Source organism: uncultured Thermanaerothrix sp., assembly GCF_938028735.1.
GTDB lineage: Bacteria > Chloroflexota > Anaerolineae > Anaerolineales > Anaerolineaceae > Thermanaerothrix.
The window spans coordinates 127073-148351 of sequence record NZ_CALIMF010000001.1; the positions used below are offsets into that span (position 1 = coordinate 127073).

Annotated in this window: 20 protein-coding genes; 14 read left to right on the forward strand and 6 right to left on the reverse strand. The window is 55.2% G+C overall.

The annotated features are described in order from the left end of the window. Nucleotides 1-39: 39 nt before the first annotated feature. Nucleotides 40-2004, forward strand: a complete 1965-nt coding sequence (locus Q0721_RS00550; RefSeq protein WP_299024211.1) for a peptide ABC transporter substrate-binding protein — start codon at nt 40-42, stop codon at nt 2002-2004. Between the two features lies 1 nt (nt 2005). Here Q0721_RS00550 and Q0721_RS00555 read toward each other — a convergent pair whose 3' ends face one another. Next, nucleotides 2006-2905: a DMT family transporter gene (locus Q0721_RS00555; RefSeq protein ID WP_299024213.1), complete on the reverse strand. Its 900-nt coding sequence runs from the start codon at nt 2903-2905 to the stop codon at nt 2006-2008. A 153-nt stretch (nt 2906-3058) separates the two neighbouring features. On the opposite strand from Q0721_RS00555, the gene Q0721_RS00560 reads away from it, so the two are divergent. Both Q0721_RS00560 and Q0721_RS00565 read left to right on the forward strand, forming a co-directional pair. After that, nucleotides 3059-3361, forward strand: coding sequence for a PilZ domain-containing protein (locus Q0721_RS00560; RefSeq protein ID WP_299024215.1), 303 nt, complete (start codon nt 3059-3061; stop codon nt 3359-3361). Between the two features lie 186 nt (nt 3362-3547). Continuing rightward, a complete protein-coding gene (locus Q0721_RS00565) occupies nt 3548-4165 on the forward strand; it encodes a superoxide dismutase (protein WP_299024217.1) in 618 nt (205 codons plus the stop codon). Nucleotides 4166-4232: 67 nt separating this feature from the next. Here the strand turns inward: Q0721_RS00565 and Q0721_RS00570 are convergent, their stop codons facing one another. Next, nucleotides 4233-5165, reverse strand: coding sequence for a YihY/virulence factor BrkB family protein (locus Q0721_RS00570; protein WP_299024219.1), 933 nt, complete (start codon nt 5163-5165; stop codon nt 4233-4235). Between the two features lie 132 nt (nt 5166-5297). Here Q0721_RS00570 and Q0721_RS00575 point away from each other — a divergent pair, with 132 nt between their 5' ends. The 11 genes from Q0721_RS00575 (at nt 5298) to Q0721_RS00625 (ending at nt 16183) form a co-directional block, all read left to right on the forward strand. Further along, entirely contained in the window at nt 5298-5903 is a 606-nt protein-coding gene (locus Q0721_RS00575; protein ID WP_299024221.1) for a dual specificity protein phosphatase family protein, read from the forward strand. 77 nt (nt 5904-5980) lie between these two features. Continuing rightward, the gene (msrP, locus tag Q0721_RS00580) at nt 5981-6937 is read left to right on the forward strand and encodes a protein-methionine-sulfoxide reductase catalytic subunit MsrP (protein ID WP_299024223.1); all 957 of its coding nucleotides are present in this window, start codon (nt 5981-5983) and stop codon (nt 6935-6937) included. A 9-nt stretch (nt 6938-6946) separates the two neighbouring features. Beyond that, a complete protein-coding gene (locus Q0721_RS00585; RefSeq protein WP_299024225.1) occupies nt 6947-7588 on the forward strand; it encodes a ferric reductase-like transmembrane domain-containing protein in 642 nt (213 codons plus the stop codon). A gap of 162 nt (nt 7589-7750) precedes the next feature. Next, the gene (locus Q0721_RS00590) at nt 7751-8824 is read left to right on the forward strand and encodes a fatty acid desaturase (RefSeq protein WP_299024227.1); all 1074 of its coding nucleotides are present in this window, start codon (nt 7751-7753) and stop codon (nt 8822-8824) included. Nucleotides 8825-8974: 150 nt separating this feature from the next. Further along, nucleotides 8975-10795 (forward strand): sugar-binding domain-containing protein, encoded by a 1821-nt coding sequence (locus Q0721_RS00595; RefSeq protein WP_299024228.1) that lies wholly within the window; start codon nt 8975-8977, stop codon nt 10793-10795. A 76-nt stretch (nt 10796-10871) separates the two neighbouring features. After that, the gene (locus Q0721_RS00600) at nt 10872-11450 is read left to right on the forward strand and encodes a class I SAM-dependent methyltransferase (RefSeq protein WP_299024230.1); all 579 of its coding nucleotides are present in this window, start codon (nt 10872-10874) and stop codon (nt 11448-11450) included. 10 nt (nt 11451-11460) lie between these two features. Next, nucleotides 11461-12447: a diphosphomevalonate decarboxylase gene (gene mvaD / locus Q0721_RS00605; RefSeq protein WP_299024233.1), complete on the forward strand. Its 987-nt coding sequence runs from the start codon at nt 11461-11463 to the stop codon at nt 12445-12447. A gap of 79 nt (nt 12448-12526) precedes the next feature. Continuing rightward, nucleotides 12527-13597: a M50 family metallopeptidase gene (locus tag Q0721_RS00610; RefSeq protein WP_299024235.1), complete on the forward strand. Its 1071-nt coding sequence runs from the start codon at nt 12527-12529 to the stop codon at nt 13595-13597. Nucleotides 13598-13612: 15 nt separating this feature from the next. Then, nucleotides 13613-14671: a HEAT repeat domain-containing protein gene (locus tag Q0721_RS00615; RefSeq protein ID WP_299024237.1), complete on the forward strand. Its 1059-nt coding sequence runs from the start codon at nt 13613-13615 to the stop codon at nt 14669-14671. Between the two features lie 28 nt (nt 14672-14699). Next, nucleotides 14700-15884 (forward strand): peptidase MA family metallohydrolase, encoded by a 1185-nt coding sequence (locus tag Q0721_RS00620; protein ID WP_299024239.1) that lies wholly within the window; start codon nt 14700-14702, stop codon nt 15882-15884. 8 nt (nt 15885-15892) lie between these two features. Beyond that, the gene (locus tag Q0721_RS00625) at nt 15893-16183 is read left to right on the forward strand and encodes an acylphosphatase (RefSeq protein ID WP_299024240.1); all 291 of its coding nucleotides are present in this window, start codon (nt 15893-15895) and stop codon (nt 16181-16183) included. Here Q0721_RS00625 and uvrB read toward each other — a convergent pair. The 4 genes from uvrB to Q0721_RS00645 all read right to left on the reverse strand — a co-directional run bounded on the left by uvrB (nt 16180) and on the right by Q0721_RS00645 (nt 21211). Beyond that, nucleotides 16180-18228 (reverse strand): excinuclease ABC subunit UvrB, encoded by a 2049-nt coding sequence (gene uvrB / locus Q0721_RS00630; protein ID WP_299024242.1) that lies wholly within the window; start codon nt 18226-18228, stop codon nt 16180-16182. The genes Q0721_RS00625 and uvrB overlap by 4 nt on opposite strands. 125 nt (nt 18229-18353) lie before the next feature. Next, nucleotides 18354-19388 carry a hypothetical protein gene (locus Q0721_RS00635; protein ID WP_299024244.1) on the reverse strand — a complete coding sequence of 345 codons (1035 nt, stop codon included), beginning with the start codon at nt 19386-19388 and terminating at the stop codon, nt 18354-18356. 2 nt (nt 19389-19390) lie between these two features. Continuing rightward, nucleotides 19391-20176: a PHP domain-containing protein gene (locus Q0721_RS00640; protein WP_299024246.1), complete on the reverse strand. Its 786-nt coding sequence runs from the start codon at nt 20174-20176 to the stop codon at nt 19391-19393. A 114-nt stretch (nt 20177-20290) separates the two neighbouring features. Beyond that, entirely contained in the window at nt 20291-21211 is a 921-nt protein-coding gene (locus Q0721_RS00645) for a lysophospholipid acyltransferase family protein (RefSeq protein ID WP_299024248.1), read from the reverse strand. Between the last annotated feature and the right edge of the window lie 68 nt (nt 21212-21279).

Here is a 21279-nt window from a genome sequence, read left to right on the forward strand (position 1 = left end):
GTGTTATATCCCAAAGGCGATCTCATTGTGGAGCATGGTATGGATTGGAAGCCAGTTCTCTTCCGCATCCGTTATGGCGTGGTGCTCATCCTAGTTCTGACCTTGGTGGCCTGCCAGGCGACATCGAGGGAGAACGGAAAGATCACACCACCGAACCCTATGGCGACTTCTATCCCCTCACCTCTTCCCAGCCCAACCCAGCCACCCAAAGTGTTGACGGTGTGCTTGGGGGAGGAGCCCCTGACTCTTTATCTCTACGGGGGTAACAGCCGTGCCATGTGGAACATCTTGGAGGCGCTTTATGATGGCCCGGTGGATTGGGTGAACGGCCAGGCCCAACCGGTCTTACTGGAACGCTTGCCCGAGTATGAAAACGGAGATGTGGTTGAGGAAACGGTGACCGTTCAGTCGGGGGATGAGGTGGTAGATACCAGCGGGCGGGTCGTCCCCCTGGAAAAGGGGGTGCGGGTTTTTCCTGCAGGATGCCGTGCGGCAGATTGTGCCCGGTCCTGGGATGGGAACGCCCCTGTGGAAATGACGCGTTTGCGCATCACCTTCCACCTGCGGCCTGGGGTGACCTGGTCAGATGGGCAGCCTCTAACGGCTGAGGATTCGGTGTACTCCTTCCATCTCGCTGCCGATCCTAAAACGCCCACCTCAAAGTATTATGTGGAACGTACCGCGGATTATCGGGCAGAGGACTCCCAAACGGTGGTTTGGGTGGGAAAACCCGGTTATGTTCCCCGCGATTACGCTGCGATGTTTTATATCCCCCTGCCTCAGCACGTCTGGGGGGGCTATACGCCCGAAGCGCTGCTGACTGCTGAAGTTAGCGCGCGCCAGCCCATGGGGTGGGGACCGTATGTGATCGAAACCTGGCAACCGGGGGAGGTTTTGCGGCTGCGCCGTAATCCCAACTACTTCCGTGCAGGTGAAGGGCTGCCGAAGTTTGATAGGATCGAATTTCGCTTTCTGGGTGAGCAGGCAGACAACAACCTCTACGCGCTGCTCCATGGCACGTGTGATGTGGTAGATCGAACGGTACTGTTGGAGAACCAATTAAAGGACGTCTTGGAAGCCGAGAAAAATGGTCAGATCCGTGTGTGGCGCTTGCTGGGTCCAACCTGGGAGCATTTGGATTTTGGCATTCGCCCGGCGGCTTATGACGCAGGTTACGTGCCGAATGGGGGGTATCGTCAAGATATTTTCGGCGATGTGCGTACACGTCAGGCATTTGCCTATTGTTTGGATCGTGAACGGGTAATTCGAGACCTATTCCTGGGACAGAATCAGGTACCGCTTGGCTTTTACCCACCCGGCGACCCGCGCTCTTTCCAGGGCGAGAATCCGTTTCCCTATGATCCCCGAAAGGGACAGGAGTTGCTGGAGCTCGTTGGTTGGGTGGATGATGACAGCAACCCGGCCACGCCGCGCGTGGCACGGGGGGTGCCCAATGTGCTGGATGGCACACCGTTGGCGGTTACTTACCTGACGACGAATGCCCCCTTACGCCAGAAGGTTGCTGCCATCCTGGCTGAGAGTCTGCGAGGGTGTGGCGTTGGAGTGAATGTGCAGACCCTAAACGCAGGTGAATTCTACGCGCCCGGGCCGGAGGGACCGCTGTTCGGACGAAAATTTGATCTGGCGGCTTTTGCCTGGCAAAGCGGAGATGAATCCCCTTGCTTTTTATACACAACCGATCAGATACCCAACGCGGGCAATCACTGGCTGGGCACAAATGTGACTGGATTCAGCGATGCGACTTATGACCGGCTTTGTCAAACAGCGCTCTCTGCGCATCCATCAGAGGGCGAGGCCTATCTGGCGGCGCAACGTGAGGTACAGGTGGCCTATTGGCAGTTTTTGCCCTCAATCCCACTTTATTATTCCCTGGATCTGGTGGCAGCGCGTCCAGATATTTGCGGGCTAGCCCCGGACCCCACAGGTCGCAGTGACTTGTGGAATCTGGAAGGGCTGGATCGTGCGCCGAGTTGCCCGCGATGAATCATGTTGGCCAAAAAAGTAGCCATATCCCTGTTAGTGCAACCCCGGCGCCGGCAACAGCGCGCAGGGATAGACGCTCGCCATTCCATGCAGCCAGCGGGAGGATGAAAACAGGACTGGTGGCCAGTAGGGTTTGGACAACCCCTGCTGCTGCGTATGTGAGAGCGACTTGCTGCAACCACATGGCCAGGTAGGTGCCCAGGAAGGTGGCGCCCACTGTCATCACCAGTAGGCGTGGGTAGGCCCGAAAGGGAGTTATATCCGGCCAGGACTGATGGGTGAGCCCTATCCAGAGGAGCAATCCCACCACACCCGCGGCTAGGCGGATTACCGCGCTTTGTAGCGCATTGATCGAGGTGGTGAGGAAAACAGCGCGAGAGAGGAGAACAGCACTGGATTGCGCCAGCGCTGCTAATAACCCCCATAGCACGCCCCGCCAGTGCGGAGGCCCTGCTTGCCGTTCCGCGGGGGTCCGCTCGCTGATAACCCAGGCAACTCCCCCACTGGTTATCAGAATGCCTGCCCACGCCGGCGGGCTTAATGATTCTCCCAAGGTTATCCAGCCAAGCAGGGCAGTGATGGGTGGGGCCAAAATGGTCAAGAGCAGTGTGCGGCGCGGTCCTAGGTCGTTCAAGGTGGCCAGGTAGGCTGTATCACCTAGGCTAATGCCGATCAAGCCACTCAGTCCTAGCCATAGCATTGCCTGGGGGGAGGGGGAGGTGGGCGGGTTGGGCATGCATAGCAGAGTCAACCCCAGCAGGAATAACCCAATAATTCCCTTAAAAAGGTTAAGGTGCAGAGGGCGCAACCAGCGTCCTGATTGTGCAAACAGAAAAGAAGCACAGGCCCATAGTAGGGCAGCAGTTAGTGCAGCCAGAGCACCGAGGGTGAAAACAGCCATGAGTCAATCTCTCCACAGCCAAGGACTTAATCCCGGCTACTTCTATCATACCGCGATTTTGAAGGATTATCTGGTCTACCGCGTCAGGTATGATTGAGGGGCAGGGTTTCCGATAGATGTGGTATAAATAGTTAACAGGTGGAGATAGCCGGTTTGAGCACACAGAAAGGGAGGGCGCTGATGGTAGGTTTTGGCGACGCACGTCGCGCGAACCGAATTGACTGGGAACGGCCGGTGCAGATTGTTGCTCCTGTGCTGGCCGCAGCGAAAACCCTGAATGTGAGTGCGGTGGGGATGTTATTACTGACCGCTGCTGACGTGGCCTTAAGTGTGGGGGACGAAGTGGCGTTGGAGGTGCCCCATCTAGACGCCGGTGAGCCGTTGGTGGTTCATGGGCGGGTGGTGCGTCTGGAGCGTGCTCCGGATTTCCTGCGCGTGGCCGTGGACTTTTCATAAAAGAGAGCGCCACTTTTAGGGTAATTGACCTGATGGCCCCTGCGCCCCTCAAAGCGCAGGGGTTATTAAAACGTTCGACAAACCTTGTTGACAATTTTTACTAATGATAGTAATATAATCTAGAAAATCTAATAAACTTAGGCTGAATAGCACCAATCTCAAAAACAACCCAGAAAGGACCAAATTATGGGAAAGCCGTTTGAACTACCCGAATTGAAATACGCCTATGCGGCTCTAGAACCAGTCATTGATGCGCGGACGATGGAGATTCATCACACTAAGCATCATGCTGCCTATGTTAACAACCTCAATAAAGCGCTAGAAAGCGCGCCGGAATGGTTTGATTATCCTATCGAAACCATTTTGCGTCGGATCAACGAGATCCCGGAGGCCATTCGCACCGCTGTTCGCAATCATGGCGGTGGTCACGCTAATCACTCCCTTTTCTGGGAGGTCATGATCCCCGGCGGGGCGAAGGAACCCCATGGGGCGTTGGCAGAAGCGATCAATACTACCTTTGGTTCGTTTGCGGCTTTTCAAGAGCAGTTCAGCAATGCCGCCATCACCCGTTTTGGATCCGGATGGGCTTGGCTGGTAGTGGATGGGGATAAAAAACTGCGCGTCTACTCGACCGCTAATCAGGATAGCCCTTATATGGACGGACATACGCCTATCCTGGGCTTGGATGTGTGGGAGCACGCGTATTACCTTAACTATCAATGGCGCCGTCCCGATTACGTGAAGGCGTGGTGGGCGGTGGTTAACTGGGACGTGGTAGGTCGCCTGTACGAGCAGGCGCGCTAATCGGATTGGTGACCTAATCTGATATCATGGAGACAGGCGGAACAGCCTGTCTCCTTCTTGCGTTTGATTAAGGTGCCAACTTACCATTCTCGTCAATGGTTGCAGTTAGGTGGGCGCCCAATAGAGTGATCAGGCTGCTCACGTACATCCAGATCATAAATACCACTACGGTACCCAGTGAACCGTAGATGAGTTCATACCGTGCCCAGCCACTGCTCAGATAGAAGACAAAGGCTCGCTTCGCCACTTCCCACCCCAGGGCAGCAAAAAGCGCTCCCGAGAACACAGCTCGCCACCGTACGGAAGTATTGGGGATCCAGGCATAAAGGCCAAGAAACATAAGGAAGGTGAACGTCCAGGGCACCAGCGTAGAGAGGGCGGTCCATAAAAGGGTCTGTTCCAGCGGGACGCCGTTGTGAACTGGCAGGTGTGATTGGCGAAGGAGGTTGATCAAAGGGGTGGAGGCCAGTGAGAGGATCAGTAGCAGGATGATGATCAGTACTATGAACAACGCCATTAAGCGCGTGCGGAGGAGATCGCGCGGCTTAACCCCTTGCCAAGCGTAGTTGATATGGCGTACCAAGGTATTAAAGAACCCTGTGGCCGACCACAGCGCGCCAAGCAAGCCGATCAACCCATAGGTACTGCGACGGCTGAGAACTTCCTGCAGGGTGCGCTCAATCAGGCTCTGGGCACCCGGCATGAGTTCCACCACAAGGTTGAGTGTGATTTGGTAGGCATCTTCACGGCGCAGCACAAAACCAAGCACTGAGATCAGAATTAGCAGGAGGGGGAAGAGAGAGAATAGCGCGTAGTACGAAAGGCTGGCCGCTGCTTCGGCGCCGCGTGCCTGACTGAAACGCAGGACGGTCAGACGAATGATGTGCAGGCTCCCACGGCTCAACCGGTTGGCGCGGCGGTAGAGGGTCCGAATCTTCAGATATCCCTGGTTGGCAAATTGGGCCAGATGAGCATGTTTTCTGGGCAGCTCAATAGGCATCACAAGTGGCTCACGTCTGATGCAGCTTCTCATCCTCAATTTACCATATAAGGCCCGGTTTGGGTATGGAAAGGGCTGTCCTCTGGTACAATTTTCCAACGCTATCTGGTTGAAGATGGAAGGAGTGTTAGCTTGATCGAACAGGATTCGCCAGCAAGTGTCATGCCTCGGCTCGTCAAAGGGGTGCGCATTGTGACTTCGCGGTTGGTAGAACAGGGGATCAGAACGACTGGATTATGGTTGGTTCATCTCTTCTGCCGAACTGTGCTGGACCGGCCCTTACGGCGCCTTTCTCAGATCACCCCCAGTTTATTTGTAGGAGGGCAGTTTGGGCGGCGAGGTAAACGCATCCTTGAGCGTTGGGGGATTGAGGCGGTGGTCAACCTGCGCGCGGAGTTTGATGATCGTGCTGCTGCGCTGGCACCAACGCACTACTTATATTTGCCCACAATAGATGACCAGGCGCCTTCTATGGAGGCACTGGAGGAGGGGGTTGCCTTCATCCAAGCGCAAATAAAAGCCGGGCGCAAAGTCTATATACACTGTGCGTCAGGTGTAGGGCGTGCGCCTACGCTGGCAGTGGCTTATCTGGTTAGCACCGGTCTCATGGTGGAGCAAGCTTGGGATATGATTCGCCAGGTGCGTCCCTTTATCCGGCCCACATTGGTGCAACGCCGTCAAGTGGAACGCTTTGCTCAATGGTGGAGGCAACGCGAACAAGCCTCTCCCCGAGAATAGTTGTGAGATCATCCTCATACAAACCCGACATAGGTTCTCCTAATTCCTTATAATTAGAGGTAAGAGAGGAGAAACGAATGCGCTTTAGATATCCCCTGCCACGTTCGTCAGAGATAACCCCTGAGGCACTTTATCATTCTCGTCGGCGTTTTTTGCAAGGTGCGTTGAGCCTTTCGGCGGGGATTGCACTGGCAGCCTGTTTACCTGCTTCTAAGAGGCCAGTCCCTGAAGACGAAACCGCCCTTGCCCCGCAGGCTACGGGCCGCGCGGATGAATATGGGGATGCCCTTACGCCTTTTGAAGCCGTCACGCATTACAACAATTACTACGAATTCTCTACGGATAAACAAGCAGTTGCCCAGTTGGCGCGTGATTTCCGGGTGCGCCCCTGGACGGTTGAAATAGGGGGCCTCGTGCACAGCCCCCAGACATTTGGGATTGAGGACCTGCTGCAGGCTTTCCCTTTGGAAGAACGCATCTATCGCTTGCGGTGTGTCGAGGGCTGGTCCATGGTAATCCCCTGGTTGGGTTTCCCACTGCGTTTGTTGTTAGAACAAGCAGATCCCATGGGTTCAGCGCGGTTTGTGCGTTTTGTGGCGCTTCATGATCCGCAACAGATGCCCGGTCAGAAGAACCCACTTTTTCCCTGGCCCTATACTGAAGGACTGCGCCTGGATGAGGCCTTACATGATCTGACCATCCTGGCGGTTGGGCTTTATGGGCAAGTACTGTTGCCTCAAAACGGTGCTCCCCTGCGTCTGGTGGTGCCGTGGAAGTATGGCTTCAAGAGCATTAAAGCCATTGTGCGGATCGAATTAACCGAGGAACAACCCGCGACGTTATGGTCAACTGTGGCGCCGCAGGAATACGGCTTCTACGCCAATGTCAATCCGGCGGTTTCACATCCACGTTGGTCACAGGCCACCGAGCGGCGCATTGGCGAAAGTGGGCGTCGGCCCACGTTGCCTTTTAATGGTTATGCTGAACAGGTGGCAACCCTTTACCAAGGGATGGATCTTAGCGTTTACTACTGAACCTGGCCCATGGCAAAAGTGTTGACACGTAAGGCAGTTGAGCGCCCTGCATGGCTTCTCTGGGTTCATGGTCTAGGGGTAGCGCCGGCGGTTTTGTTCTGGATAGGTGTCTTGCGTGGGATGTACTGGATCAACCCGCTGCAAACTGCTATTCAGCGCAGTGGTGATGCGGCCATTTTGCTTCTGCTGGCTTCGCTGACTTGTACACCCTTGGCTTGGGTAAGGGGCTTGGCGTGGGTTGTGCGCTGGCGGCGTCCCCTGGGGCTGTATGCTTTTGCTTACGCTCTGGTCCATGTTGCACTCTACGTGGGTGTGGATTATGAGTTGAACTGGGCTTGGTTGGGCGCCGAGTTTCGCGAGAAGCCTTATTTATGGTTTGGGGCGGGCGCTTTTCTCATTCTTAGCGGCCTGGCGGTAACGTCTCTTCAGGGCATCCAGCGTAGGCTTGGGCGGCGCTGGAAGGCGCTCCACCGGCTGGTTTACGTGGCGGCCCTCTTGGTGCTTGTGCATTTGGCACTGGTAGTCAAGGGAGATGCCCTTCGTTTGCGTGGGGAAGTGTGGAAGCCTCTGCTAGCCGGCATGGGGGTTGGTGTACTCTTAGGGGTGCGTTTGCTCCGGAGGGTACGGCGGGGATTGTCAAAGCATCTCTAAAACTCGTCAGCAAGGGGGCCATGAGCATGGGAAAAGACATGTGCTAAGGGGAGCAAGAAATATGACTCGAAATATGACCGAAATGCTCTGTGTAGGGGGTGGAACACAAAGCGGAGCAGGCTAAAATGAGATTATCCCCTTACCCAAAAGGAGAAGCCTGTGATGGAAGCCACAACCCGCGAGGCACGCTTGGCTGCCTTGCCTAAACTGAATGAGATTAACCGTGAGATTACCGCTTACCAGCGAGCGGATACGCGTCGCGCCGTTTGGCAATTGGTTAACACCCTGGTGCCATATGCGGTGCTCTGGTATTTAATGTACCGCAGCCTGACGATTTCTTATGCGTTGACCTTGGGCCTGGCCGTTTTGGCGGCCGGTTTTCTGATCCGTGTATTTATCTTTTTCCACGATTGTGGTCACAACTCCTTCTTTCCTTCCACCCGACTGAACCGTACGGTAGGCTTCTGGTTGGGGATCCTGGTGTTTACCCCCGGCGAGCAATGGTGGCACTCCCATGCCATTCACCATGCCACCAGTGGGAACCTGGACAAACGTGGGGTGGGGGATGTTACGACTCTGACCCTTGAAGAGTTTTACGAAAAGGCCTGGCTGGAGAAACTGGGATATCGCTTCTTTCGTAACCCGCTGGTTATGTTCATCTTAGGACCGATCTTCATGTTCCTGATCATGCACCGTTTACCCCTGCCGCGCTATGGCAAGCGCCAGACGCGCAGCGTGTGGTTGACCAATCTGGGTGTTGTGGCCTTGGCTGCAGGGCTGATCGCGCTGGTGGGCTGGAAGGCATATGTGATGATTCAACTTCCGGTTATCTGGTTGGCCGGCACAGGGGGAATCTGGTTGTTCTACATCCAGCATCAGTTTGAGGATGTATATTGGGAGCGCGCGGAGCACTGGAACTATGTGGCGTCGGCATTGCTGGGGGCTTCCTATTACAAATTACCTAAGGTGCTGGAGTGGTTTACGGGTAGCATTGGCTATCACCACATTCATCATCTCAGCCCACGCATTCCCAATTATTACCTGGCCGAATGCCAGCGGCAGTCCCCTATCCTGCAACGGTGGGCACGGGTGGTGACCATTCCTGAAAGCCTGCGTGCTGTTCGTCTCAAGGTGTACAACGAGGCCCTTCGGCGCATGGAAGGTTTCCCCAAAGCCGAAACCACCTCTGTAGGTGAGAAGCAGGTGGGAGAGGCAGCCTCTACAAATCTCACTTGAGATTTTGGGTTTATCTTTGTTCATCACAGACCGGTTAGCGTGCGAGCCGGTCTGTCGTTTTTATGTGTGCTATCATTGAGATGAAGCCTCACCGGTTCGGGGGATCCGGGCAGACTGGCTATCCTCTAAAACATCTTCCCACAAGGAGGCATGGAAACCATGGTTTGGCAACCTCAACGTGCGCCGTTGATGACTCGTTGGGGCGAGGCGCTTCAGCCTGAGGCCGTCTGGCCGGAGTATCCTCGACCTCAATTGGTGCGGGAAGAATGGTTGAACCTCAACGGAGTCTGGCAATTTGGCATTGCCCCGCGGGCTCAGGCAACCCCTCCTGTTTTCGAGGGTGAGATTCTAGTGCCTTTTGCTATCGAAGCGGCGCTTTCTGGGGTAAGGCGCTCGCTCCAACCTGAAGAACGTTTATGGTATCGCTGCATTTTTGAGGTGCCTCCGGCTTGGGAAGGCAAGCGGGTGCTGTTGCATTTTGGTGCAGTGGATTGGGAGGCGGAAATTTGGGTCAATGGTTACCGCGTGGGGAGCCATCAGGGTGGTTATTTGCCGTTTGTGTTCGATATCACTCCTTACCTACGCTCAAGGGAGCAGGACCTCATAGTGGCCGTGTGGGATCCTACGGATACCCATTGGCAGCAGCGCGGCAAACAAACGCGTCAGCCGCATACGATTTGGTACAATTCCGTTTCGGGAATTTGGCAAACCGTCTGGCTAGAAGCTGTGCCGGCCCACTATGTAGCCGGGTTGCGGATCACGCCGGATGTATCTGGGCAGGCAGTGCGGGTGCGAGTTTTGACTGGTGGTACAGCTGCCTTGCACGATGTGCGGGCCGAAGTGTTAGCGGAAGGGGTCAAAGTGGCTGAGGTGAGCGTCCCTACCTCTGAAAGTGAGATGATTATCTCCTTACCCTCGCCACGCCTTTGGAGCCCCGATTCTCCATTCCTCTATGACCTGGTGATCACTGCTGAAAGAGATCGCGTGCGTAGTTACTTTGGAATGCGAGAGTTTCGGTTGGGCCGAGATGCCCAGGGGCGGACGCGAGTTTTGCTCAACGGCGAGCCGCTGTTCATGTTGGGCCCTCTGGATCAGGGATACTGGCCAGATGGGTTGTACACGCCGCCCTCAGAAGAGGCCATGCGCTGGGAACTGGCTTTTCTCAAACGGCTGGGTTTCAATATGCTGCGCAAGCATGTCAAGGTTGAGCCGGCCCGTTATTATTATGCCTGTGATCAGATGGGATTGATTGTTTGGCAAGATATGCCCAACGGTGGGCGTGCGCAAACTGGGTTTGAGGGGTTGGTTACGCTCTTATTGGGACTGCATCAGGGAGATCAGCGCGCTTTGTGGCGCTTTGGCCGTCAATCCCTTGAATCACGCGCGGATTATCGGCAAGAGTTACAAGCAATGGTGGATCACCTGTACCATTTCCCTTGTATTGGGGTGTGGGTTCCCTTTAACGAGGGGTGGGGGCAGTTTGAAGCGCGTGCTATTGCAGATTGGCTCAAGGCGTATGATCCCACGCGCCTAGTGGATCACGCCAGCGGCTGGTACGATCAAAAAGGTGGCGATTTTTGCTCCTACCACGTTTATGGCAAGCCCCTACGCCCCATTCTGCCAGAAGAAGAGCGAGCAGTGGCGCTTTCTGAATTTGGGGGGTATAGTCTGGAGATCTGCAATCATCTTTGGAACCCCCGCAAGCGCTTTGGGTATAAACATTTCAAAACTATTCCGGATCTCACATCTGCCTATGAGCGCTTGCTGGACGAGCAGGTGCGTCCTTGGGTAGAAGCCGGCCTTTCGGCGGCGATTTACACTCAGACCAGTGATGTGGAGATTGAGGTGAATGGCTATCTGACTTATGACCGGGCGGTGGTCAAAATGGATGAGGAACGGGTGAGGGCTGTCCACGAACGACTCATGCAAACAGCGCGTGAGGCGGCTGAGGGCACTGGTGAGGCTGGATAACTTCCGGACACCTATCCCCTGCCCGGGTGACTTCCGACTATAATTTGTCTAAATCAGAATATTCTAAGGGGTCGTTGTGTCCGAAACAAAACGTTTTAACCCTAAAAAGCATGCCATCCTTTTAGAAACCTCACGCGAGGCCAAATGGCATCCTCGAGCGTTGTTGCGTCAGGTTGGTGTGCAGCCGGGGCAGGTGGTGGTGGACTTGGGATGTGGGCCAGGCTTTTGGACTTTTCCCCTGGCCGATTTGGTTACCCCCACCGGGGCGGTTTGGGCGCTGGATATTAGCCGCGAAATGTTGGATGCCCTGGTCGCTCGGCATCCTCCGGCGCAGGTGCATACCATGTGCATTGAGTTGCCGCGCATCCCGTTGCCAGCGGCAAGCGCAGACTTGGTTTGGGCGGCTTTTGTGGTTCATGAGGTTGATCCATTGGATGATCTGATGCGCGAAATCCAGCGCGTTCTAAAGGTTGGCGGACGGGTGGCGGTGCTGGATTGGCGGCCAGATGCGGTTCATGATGATGGTCCTCCGCGTGCCCATCGTTTGGATGCCGGGGTGATTCGCAGTGGTTTGCAAGGTGTGGGGCTGACCCTGCTGGCTTCACCCTGGCAGCACGAGGACGCCTATCTTATCATGGCTCAGAAGAGCGAATAAAGGGTGGTCTATGGAAAAAACGGCAGCCACTGCCATTGCCCATCCCAACATTGCCTTTATCAAGTACTGGGGGAATCGTGATCCTGAACTGCGCCTGCCGGCGAATGGCTCGCTTTCCATGAATCTGGGTGGGCTTCTAACCCGCACGCGGGTCTGGTTTGATCCCACGTTGGCTCAAGATGAGATCTGGCTCAACAGTCAGCCACTCGAGGGAGCAGCACGTGAACGCGTTGTGCGCTTCCTGGATCTTGTGCGAGGTCTGGCCGGACGCACTCTGGCCGCGCACGTGGAAAGTGAAAACAATTTCCCAGCGGGCGCCGGTCTGGCCTCATCTGCGGCGGCGTTTGCAGCGTTAGCGCTGGCTTCAACGGCGGCTTTGGGCTTGCGTTTGGATGAAGCCGCGCTCTCGCGCCTAGCACGGCGCGGTTCGGGATCAGCAGCACGTTCCGTACCGGCGGGATTTGTGGAATGGCAACCTGGCAGAGGCGATGCCGATTCCTATGCCTTTTCGATTGCCCCTCCGGAGCACTGGCCGCTGGTGGATTGCGTGGCAATTGTTGAGTCTGCCCACAAAGCCATCGGTTCGAGTCAGGGCCACTTATTGGCGGCAACCAGTCCTCTGCAGGCGGCACGGGTGGCGGATGCGCCACGGCGGTTGCGGATCGCCCGCCAGGCCATCTGGCGTCGCGATTTTGAGGCCTTGGCCGAAATTGCCGAGCAGGACAGTATGATGCTACATGCGGTCATGCTGACCTCACAGCCCCCTCTGATCTATTGGCGAGGAGTTTCGGTAGAGCTCATGCATGCGGTGGCGTCCTGGCGCCGTGAGGGAATAGCGGCTTTCTACACCCTAGATGCTGGGCCGAACGTGCATGTCATCTGCCTACCCGAACACGCCGAAAGCATCCAAAGACGGTTGCGCGACTTCCCGGGAGTGCGGGAAGTGATTGTTGCGCAGGTTGGTGGCCCAGCGCGTTTGGTAGAGGGACAAGGTTGAGCCAACTTTTGCCCGGCGCACCCAAAAGCGATATAATCAGGGTGCAAGGGATAACGGTTAGGATGATAAGGTAAAGGCGATGATCTTTCTAGAGTTTTTCATTTTCTTCAGCCTGACTCTGTTTTTACATGAGTTCGGGCACTATCTGGCGGCACGGATTTTTGGTATCCGGGTTGAGGAGTTTGGCTTTGGTTTTCCGCCGCGTCTGGTGCGCCTGTTTCGGGTCGGTGAAACGGAGGTCACCTTAAACTGGATTCCGTTTGGGGCCTTTGTGCGCCTTTCTGGCGAAAACGATCCCAGTGTGCCGGGGGGGTTTATCAACGCAAAACCCTTGGCGCGGATGGTGGTCTTGCTGGCAGGGCCCTTCATGAACTTGTTGACCGGGTTGTTTCTCTTTAGTGTGTTCTTTTTGCGAGCGGGTATCCCTGAGGTTAACAAGGTCATGGTAGATTTTGTCGAGCCAGACTCCCCGGCGGCTCAGGCCGGTATTCTGGCGGGTGATTTGGTGCGTGAGGTTAATGGCACGGCCATTACCAGCATGGCACAATTGAGCCAGATCATCACTCAGAACCGAGGGCAGGAAATTACCTTGGTTATAGAGCGTCAGGGTGCGTTGATTACCTTGCGGGCGACTCCCCGCCTTAATCCACCTCCAGGGCAGGGGGCGCTGGGGATCCGCATGGCCACCCCTTGGCGGGCGGTCTCCTCCTGGTTTGAGACGTTACCCTGGGCCTCACGGGCCACCTGGGAGGGGTTGGTCCAAATTCCACGCTCTCTCATTGCAGCAATACGGGGGGAAGTTCCCCCTGAACAGAGCCGGGTGGTTGGCCCGGTGGGTATTTACACGATTTTCTCCCAAGCCCGTGAGCGGGATATTGAGAGTGAGCAGGCGGGGGCCAGCCCGGTTGAATCCACCCTGACCTTACGGCTGATGGCACTGATTTCGGTTGCCGTGGGCTTTGCCAATCTGCTGCCGATACCCGCTCTGGATGGTGGGCGCATCCTCTTTATCCTGCCCGAACTGGTAATTGGCCGGCGCGTACCTCCCAAGTACGAGGCACTCATTCACATGATCGGCTTTGTGTTGTTAATATTGCTTTTCATATACATTACCGCTCAGGATATTCTTAATCCGGTGGTATTGCCCTAGATAAATGAGGTAGGTATGTCAAGAAAATCGCGGAAGCAAGTTTCGTTTGAGCAGGTGCTGGAAGCCCTGCTAGATATGAACCAGCCTTTCCCGGCGCGTTTTTTGCATCGCTTCTCAGACCTCAGCCCTGAGGATCTGGAAAGTCTCAAGCGCGTATGGAAACAAGTGCCCGTCGAACGTCGCGCGGCGTTGATGGAAGACCTGGAGATGCTGGCCGAGGCCGATACACTGGTCTCGTTTGACGAGTTAAGTAAATTTGCCCTGGATGATGAGGATCCACGGGTGCGGGCTGGCGCACTTAGCCTGCTGTGGGAGTGCCAAGATCCGCATCTGATTCACAAGATGATTCAGATGATGGAAGAGGATAGCGATGAGATTGTGCGGGCTCAGGCGGCTTCAGTGCTGGCCCAATTCGTTTACCTTGGTGAGGTCGAAGAACTCCCTGAGACCACCTTGCACATGGTAGAAGATCATCTGCTCAGCGCGCTGAGCCGCGACCGCTCGCCACTGGTGCAACGGCGGGCTCTGGAGGCGCTTGGATTTTCCAGCCGCCAGGAGGTGCCCTCCCTGATCCTGCGCGCTTATACCAGTGATGACCCTGCGTGGGTAGCCAGTGCCCTTTTTGCGATGGGGCGCTCGGCCGACCCAGCGTGGGGGCAACACGTTGTACGTATGCTGGATCATCCCGATTTCGATGTGCAACTCGAGGCGGTACGGGCAGCAGGTGAATTAGAGATCGAAGAGGCGCGTGAACCTCTCTTGAACATGCTGGAAGAAGGGATTGAGGACGAGGAAGTGCGCATGGCGGCCATTTGGTCGCTTTCACAGATCGGTGGGGAAGGCGTGCAACAGGCGCTCGAGCGGCTGTTGGCCGAGACCGAGGATGACGACGAGGCTACTTTCATCGAGGATGCTTTGGATAACCTTTCCTTCAATGAGGGTGTGATGCCGTTCGGAATGTTTGAGTTTGAAGTTCAGGATGAGAAGGACCTCGATCACATCATTGATCTCGCGTCTGCGGAGGAGGACGAGGAAGAGGACCTAGATGAGGATTTATTGGCGCGCTTGAACTAAGGCGGTCCCAGCGGGGAGGTGAGGCGAATTGGCTTGGCTAGTTGTGGCGGCACTATGGTGGCAAAGTCTATGGTGGCCACAGGTAACCCCCGATCCTATTGTTGAAGGGGTCTCAGCAGAATCGAAGTTTGGCGAGCAGGTGACTTTCCGGGCCCATCTGCGTCTGAGCATACCACCTCAGGAGGTGATATTACTTATCTCCCCTGAGGGCCAGCCACCCCTTGCTGTTGATCTCATGCCTACCTCAACGGGGGAATTGGTTTATGTCTGGAAGTTAACCGGACGTACATTAACTCCCTTTGCCCGTGTTACCTACTGGTTCCGAGTGAAACAGGCCGATGGGCGGTTGGTAGAGAGTCCCCGTTATCAGTTCATTTACCACGATAACCGTTTTGATTGGCAGGGTCTGCAAGATGGCACAATTCAGGTGGGGTGGGTAGAAGGGGATTTGGCTTTTGGGCAAGCGGCACTTCTGGCTGCACAGAGTGGTCTTAGTAAAGCCCAAACACTCCTTGAGGCAGAGCCTCCTTCCCCCTTACAAATCTATATCTACCCAGATGTTCAAAGTCTACAACAGGCGCTAAGCCTGTCCCAAACGCCCTGGTTGGCGGGCCATGCCAGCCCAGAAACAGGGATTGTGCTGGTGGCCATTCCACCTGGGCCGGATCAGGTGGCGGAAATGGAGCGGCAGATCCCACATGAAATTGCGCACCTGTTGCAGTACCGGTTGATGGGAGAGGCATATGCGCAGATGCCGGTTTGGTTGGCGGAAGGCATGGCCTCACTGGCTGAACTTTACCCCAATCCAGATTATCAGCGTGCGTTGGAACGGGCGATTCAAGAAGATCGTCTGCTGCCTATGCAGAGTCTGTGCCGCACCTTCCCGCGTGAAACAGCGGGGGCTTTCCTGGCTTATGCTCAGTCTGCCTCGTTTGTGCACTATTTGCAAGAACGGTTTGGGCGTAGCGGGTTGACCACGCTAACGCGCATTTACCAGGACGGCCGAGGGTGCGAGGAAGGTGTGCAAGCAGGCCTAGGGATCGCACTCATCCAACTAGAGCGCGAATGGCAGCAGGATGTGCTAGGGGTTAATGTATGGCAACGGGCCTGGCGCCACCTATGGCCTTATCTGGTACTGGGTGTCTTGGTCACCGTACCGGTGCTTGTCAGCATGTTTTTCATCCACCCCCATCGCTTGCATCTTCCTCGATAGGAGGGATCATGACGACAGATGCCATGCGTCTTCACGCCTTGATTCACGGTCACGTACAAGGGGTTGGCTTTCGTTACTTCGTGCAAGATCGCGCTCTGGCTTTGGGACTGGTTGGGTGGGTGCGTAATACCTTTGATGGAGATGTCGAGGTGGTAGCAGAGGGGCCTCGTTTGCGCCTGGAAGCCCTGCTCGATCATCTGCGCCGTGGCCCTCGTTCAGCTGTGGTCACGGAGGTGGATGTTGAGTGGTTGCCGGCCAGCGGTGAATTTCGGCGATTTGAAATTCGTCCTACGGCTTAAGGGGCTTCCTCCCCTGCCAGCAGGCGGGCTTTCTGCCAGGGCGACAGGTTGCTCTCCTCGGCCAGCAGTGCCCGCAACTCAAAGATTTGATCTCGTAAGGCAGCCGCTTTTTCAAATTCCAGGTTCTTAGCTGCGGCTCTCATTTGCTGTTCCAGTTCGGCGATCAGGTGTTTCAATTCACGAGCAGAAGCGGCGCGGGCAGTTCCTCGGCCGGTGGTGTATTCAGCACGCCCTTCAGCCACAGCAGTGGTGCTCAACCGTTCGGTCAGGTCATGCACGGCCTTGACGATGCTGACCGGCTCAATCCCATGGGCTTGGTTATAGGCCATCTGTTTGGCGCGGCGGCGGTTGGTCTCGTCGATGGCCTGGCGCATTGCCTCGGTGATGTGGTCGGCATACATAATCACATGGCCGTTCACGTGACGGGCCGCGCGTCCAATGGTCTGGATAAGTGCGGTAGCAGAACGTAAGAAGCCCTCCTTGTCTGCATCCAAGATGGCCACAAGGGAAACTTCGGGTAGGTCAAGGCCTTCGCGCAACAGGTTGATGCCCACCACCACATCAAAGACCCCTAGGCGTAGATCACGCAGGATGCCCACCCGTTCCAGGGTGTCAATCTCGGAGTGCAGATAATGTACTTTGATACCCAGTTCCATCAAGTAATCGGCCAGATCCTCAGCCATGCGTTTAGTTAACGTAGTGACCAGAGCCCGCTCGCCGCGCTCGACGCGTTGGCGGATCTCTCTGACCAAGTCGTCAATCTGACCTTGAGTGGGGCGGACCTCTACTACCGGATCAAGCAACCCAGTAGGGCGGATGATCTGTTCAACCACCTGGTCGGCGCGCGCCAGTTCGTAGGGGCCGGGGGTGGCCGAGGTGTAAATAGTGTACCCCATGCGTTGCTCGAATTCCTCGAAAGTCAGAGGACGGTTATCCAATGCCGAAGGCAAACGGAATCCATACTCCACTAGCACCTCTTTGCGCGAGCGGTCGCCGTGGTACATACCTCGGATTTGTGGGATAGTCATATGTGACTCATCAATGATGAGCAAATACTCGCTGGGCAGGTAGTCCATCAGGGTCCATGGGGGCGAGCCGGGGGGACGCTGATCGAGATGGCGTGAGTAGTTCTCAATACCGGAGCAATAACCCACCTCACGCAGCATTTCCAGATCGTAACGCGTGCGTTGCTCCAAGCGCTGAGCTTCCAGCAGTTTCCCTTGGGAGCGTAGGTAGGCCAGGCGTTCTTCGAGTTCGGCTTCGATGTCCTGCAAGGCCTTTTGCAGGCGTTCTTGCTCGGTAATGTAGTGCTTGGCAGGATAGATGGCAATCTGTGGCGGCTCGTAAAGCAATTCGCCGGTCAGAGGATTGATGACTTGGATGCGTTCAACCTCATCACCGAAAAAAGTGATCCGGTATGCGCGCTTATCCTCGTAAGCGGGGAAGATTTCCAGGGTGTCGCCGCGCACGCGAAAGACTCCCGGACGCACCTCAAAATCGTTACGCTGGTACTGACTTTCCACCAATTGGCGCAACAAAGCGTTGCGGCGGTAAATTCCCCCAATTTGCAAGTCAATCACACTCTTTCCGTAGGCTTGCGGGTCGCCCAGGCCGTAGATGCAGGAAACCGAAGCGACAATGATGACATCTGGTCGCGACATGAGGGCGGTGGTGGCCGCCAAGCGCAGACGATCTATCTCCTCGTTGATCTCGGTTTCTTTTTCAATATAGAGATCGTGCTGAGGAACATAGGCCTCGGGTTGGTAGTAATCATAGTAAGAAACAAAGTATTCGACGGCATTATCTGGAAAGAACTGCTTAAACTCGGCATAAAGTTGTGCCGCTAGGGTCTTGTTGTGTGCCATGACCAGCGCCGGCATTTGCAATTCGGCGATCACATTGGCGATGGTGTACGTCTTCCCAGTGCCGGTAGCACCCAGCAGTACCTGATGGCGATAGCCACGCCGCACGCCTTCAACTAATTGACGAATGGCCTCGGGCTGGTCGCCAGTAGGGTGGTAGGGGGCTTGCAATTGGAATCTCATCAATGATTGTCTTTTCTTATCCATCCTAGACAGGTGTAAAACATTTGTTCAAGGATTTTGATTCTAACACAAATTTGCCCGGGTCAAACGTTCGCCCGGGCAAATTCGGGAGAAGGGGTGAATTGTTATGAGGAAAGGTCTTGAACTTCCCAGCGGGGCAAGAAGCGGGAGCGCAGGGGCCGCCGGGTGAGTTCGGTAAGGGGGGTCTGCAAAAGTTGCCGACACACTTCGGCAATGCGCTCAGCGGAGCGCCCGCCGTTCTGGATAGGTAAAAGGCGCTTCAAGGTGGCAAGATCAAGATCACAGTGGATAGGTTTACCTAAGACCAAAGCGGTAAAGATGGCTGAGGTGTTTTGAGCGATGAGCATTTCAGAGTTAGCAATCATATGATGCAGGTTGCCCTCGGTGTAGATGGGAGCATGCGGAAAGTGACGCCGAATTTCGCGCGTAGCGCGTTCAATATTTTCATTGGGGTGCAATTTGAAGATGATTGGGCGGCCATTGGCCAGCACTTTTATGCGTTGTAGGAAGCGCTCGCGGTCATGAAATTTGAGTGTTTCGCGGGTGGCCGAGGTTGCCACGAGGACATAGCCACGATGAGGAAAATCATTGTTCAGGTAGTCCACAGCATTATCAAAGTTAGGAATACCGGTCACAACAATTTTGTCGGGATGGACGCCTTTGCGGATGAAAAGATCGCGGTAGCCCGGTGAAGCCACACAGAAAGCATGATAGGCATGGGACAGGCCGGTAGCGGCAGTGTTGGCAAGGTAACGAGGGAGCTTGAGGGTACGCACAAGATGAAAGCGCCAATCCTCCGCTTCCAACATCCCTTCTTGAACTAGGACCAAGCGAGTGTTCAATATGTTGCGGGGAAGTAGAAGGTCAGTGCAGGTCACAACCAGATCATAGGCATGTTGCTGACCCCCGTAATCCACGGCAAGGTTGTGAGCCCGCAGGTAGCGTTCGGTGGCTTGCCGGTGGCGCCCGCCCAGAATGGTGAAACGCGTGAGTCCCAAGCGTGTAAGCCAGCCAATCGGACCATCCGCATAAAAGGGCGTGAAATAACAATCGCACTCTGGCAATTGTTGGGCGATCTGATGCACAATGGTCGTTTGGTTGAGCGAGCCGCCGATGAGTAATACCTTAGGTTTGCTCATTGTCACAAACGTGCTCCATGCGTTGAGCCCACCATGGAGGCTTGTAGGGCTTGAGAAATACGGGTTAGCCTGAGTGGCGCGCGCGGATCTGCGTTGTGAACCACCCAACCCATCTTGCGCAGCAGATAACGAGGGATGAAATCGCGCAGTACTTCAATGCCGCCCAGTCCATGTCCTTTGCGCACTTCTGTGGTGGCATGTTCTAAGGCGTGCCGTAGTTCGGCTGCGGTAGTGCCGGGGAAGAAAGTTGCCCCCTGGCCGATCATACGCAGGACGTGGGCATCACTGTTGCCCACCTGGGCAAGAGGGAGGGTACTGGCTATAGCTTCTACCCAAGGATTGCGGCGGGTGTAAACCAGCCCTCCGTTGAAGCGTTCTACGCCCACCAAGATGCGACGCACCTCAGGGTGCTCAAGTGCGGCGCGAATGGTTTGAAAATTGAGGCTGCTGGTGCCCGCTGCCATGGGATGTGCTGCAATGCACAGTCCCCCCAATTCGCCGACACGAAGCGCCGTTTCAATAAGTGAGAGGCCGGCTGGGACTGGGCGTTCTATGTAAAGTGCCAGAACATGACCTTCAGAGGTGGATACTTCAATCCCTGGAATCACCTCAAGCCCATAGGCGGGGGCCAAATCTTGTGCCTTGAGTGCGCCGGTGATGCAATCATGGTCGGTAATGGCGATGATATCGAGATCGGTGTACTCTGCCACGTATTTCAATACCGCTTCAACTGAAGAAGTACCATCGTAACTGTAGACAGTATGAATGTGTAAGTCTGCTAATCCCATGTGGTTTCTCCCTAGTTGTGCTTTCAATAACTACTATAGCCCACGTTTTTTAAGGTTTCTTGAACGTGGGGCTAAAATAAGTTTTGCGTTTGATTGTCGCCGATTAAGGGGAGATTAAGAACGGACAAGGGTTTGCATTAGACTCGATGCGCGATGGATGATTTCGGCCAAGGGATCGGTAAAGGTGGTCAATGACCTGTTCGCCTTGAGAGGGTGATCAAAGTGAATTTGTGGGAATATACGGAGGGGTTTTCGTGTGATCATCTGCTTCCAGATCTGAAGCGTCTCTGTCAATACAAGAGCGTTGTATGGAACGCCCTGCTTTTTTATTAGTGGGTGGTTTAGCAGGTGTGAATCTACCAAGTGCCCCATTATGACCACCTGGATAAGGGTATCTGGGACCCGGGACATTAAAATGCGAATGCTCTCGGACCAATGGAGAAGAGATTCGAGAGCCGCAGCCGGGCGGTGGACAGGATCAGGCTCCAACCGACCGGCGGGGAAGACGACCAGTACCCCTCCATTTTCAAGGTGCTGAATGGCGTGGCGGATTACATTGGCCTTGGCGCGTAGGTCCACCCGACTGGAAAAGATTAAGTGAGTGCTGGTAGCGTTAAGAGCGCGGAAGAAAGGGCGGTCGCTAGCAATGACTTTGAAATCGTTCCGGGGCACACATGAGGCAAGGAGCAGAATGTCGAAGGTACCCGGGTGGTTAGCAAGGATCAGTAGAGGCCCTTTGCGGGGGATATGTTCGGCGCCAAAGATGCGGGGTGGAGGCAGTAAACGGGGCAACCAATGAGCCGCCGCCTGGCAGAAGCCGATGGAGGCTACGGTGTGATCAAAGGCTGCAGCCAGGGCGCAAAAACGCCGTACAGCGGGACGTAGCACGGCTTGCCATAAACCCCTTGTCCAGGCGTACTTCTTGAGGACGATATATTCCAATACATCTGCGATCAAAGCATCTTCAAGGTGCCGTGTCGAAAACCTGTAGGCTGTGTTTGGGTAAGAGAGATTAATTTCGTTAGGGTAAGACATGTTGCCTAACCTTTTGCATTGTTTTATCTTTATCCTACCCAAGGCAGGTTTAGGAATTGCAAACAGGG

Bases quoted from the DNA above. Each gene is read 5' to 3' on its own strand.
- msrP (WP_299024223.1), top strand. From the start codon at position 5,981: ATGCGCTTTAGATATCCCCTGCCACGTTCGTCAGAGATAACCCCTGAG.
- Q0721_RS00595 (WP_299024228.1), top strand. From the start codon at position 8,975: ATGGAAACCATGGTTTGGCAACCTCAACGTGCGCCGTTGATGACTCGT.
- Q0721_RS00610 (WP_299024235.1), top strand. From the start codon at position 12,527: ATGATCTTTCTAGAGTTTTTCATTTTCTTCAGCCTGACTCTGTTTTTA.
- Q0721_RS00570 (WP_299024219.1), bottom strand. From the start codon at position 5,165: ATGCCTATTGAGCTGCCCAGAAAACATGCTCATCTGGCCCAATTTGCC.
- Q0721_RS00625 (WP_299024240.1), top strand. From the start codon at position 15,893: ATGACGACAGATGCCATGCGTCTTCACGCCTTGATTCACGGTCACGTA.
- Q0721_RS00565 (WP_299024217.1), top strand. From the start codon at position 3,548: ATGGGAAAGCCGTTTGAACTACCCGAATTGAAATACGCCTATGCGGCT.
- Q0721_RS00550 (WP_299024211.1), top strand. From the start codon at position 40: ATGGATTGGAAGCCAGTTCTCTTCCGCATCCGTTATGGCGTGGTGCTC.
- Q0721_RS00645 (WP_299024248.1), bottom strand. From the start codon at position 21,211: ATGTCTTACCCTAACGAAATTAATCTCTCTTACCCAAACACAGCCTAC.
- Q0721_RS00640 (WP_299024246.1), bottom strand. From the start codon at position 20,176: ATGGGATTAGCAGACTTACACATTCATACTGTCTACAGTTACGATGGT.
- Q0721_RS00590 (WP_299024227.1), top strand. From the start codon at position 7,751: ATGGAAGCCACAACCCGCGAGGCACGCTTGGCTGCCTTGCCTAAACTG.
- Q0721_RS00555 (WP_299024213.1), bottom strand. From the start codon at position 2,905: ATGGCTGTTTTCACCCTCGGTGCTCTGGCTGCACTAACTGCTGCCCTA.
- uvrB (WP_299024242.1), bottom strand. From the start codon at position 18,228: ATGAGATTCCAATTGCAAGCCCCCTACCACCCTACTGGCGACCAGCCC.
- Q0721_RS00635 (WP_299024244.1), bottom strand. From the start codon at position 19,388: ATGAGCAAACCTAAGGTATTACTCATCGGCGGCTCGCTCAACCAAACG.
- mvaD (WP_299024233.1), top strand. From the start codon at position 11,461: ATGGAAAAAACGGCAGCCACTGCCATTGCCCATCCCAACATTGCCTTT.
- Q0721_RS00585 (WP_299024225.1), top strand. From the start codon at position 6,947: ATGGCAAAAGTGTTGACACGTAAGGCAGTTGAGCGCCCTGCATGGCTT.
- Q0721_RS00615 (WP_299024237.1), top strand. From the start codon at position 13,613: ATGTCAAGAAAATCGCGGAAGCAAGTTTCGTTTGAGCAGGTGCTGGAA.